1 protein-coding gene is annotated in these 312 nt (G+C 69.2%); it reads right to left on the minus strand.

What is annotated here, in order from left to right; genetic code table 11:
• On the minus strand, positions 1-312 hold a 312-nt coding region (locus B1964_RS29425; protein ID WP_172399020.1), incomplete at both ends, for a transposase domain-containing protein.

Here is a 312-nt window from a genome sequence, read left to right on the forward strand (position 1 = left end):
CCGCGGCGGCGAAAATGGCGTGCGTGCCGCACTCGGCGAGCGCCACCACCCGCGCCATCGGGAACGCCGCCCGCTCACCCTTGTTCACCCCGGGCCGCCCGAAATACTCATCGTTGACCGGCGTGTCGGCGACATCAAGACACGTCCCATCCACAGCAACCAGCCGCCGCCCCGCCAACCACACCCCAGGCGTCGATTCCCGCCCCAACGGCACCGCGACCCGCTCAAACAACGCCTTCATCGGCGCCGACCCCAGACGAGACCGCGCCTGAAAGATCGCCGACTTCCCCGGAACGCGATAGGACTCCTCCC

The organism is Gordonia sp. i37 (assembly GCF_002043085.1).
In the GTDB taxonomy this organism is placed as follows: domain Bacteria; phylum Actinomycetota; class Actinomycetes; order Mycobacteriales; family Mycobacteriaceae; genus Gordonia; species Gordonia polyisoprenivorans.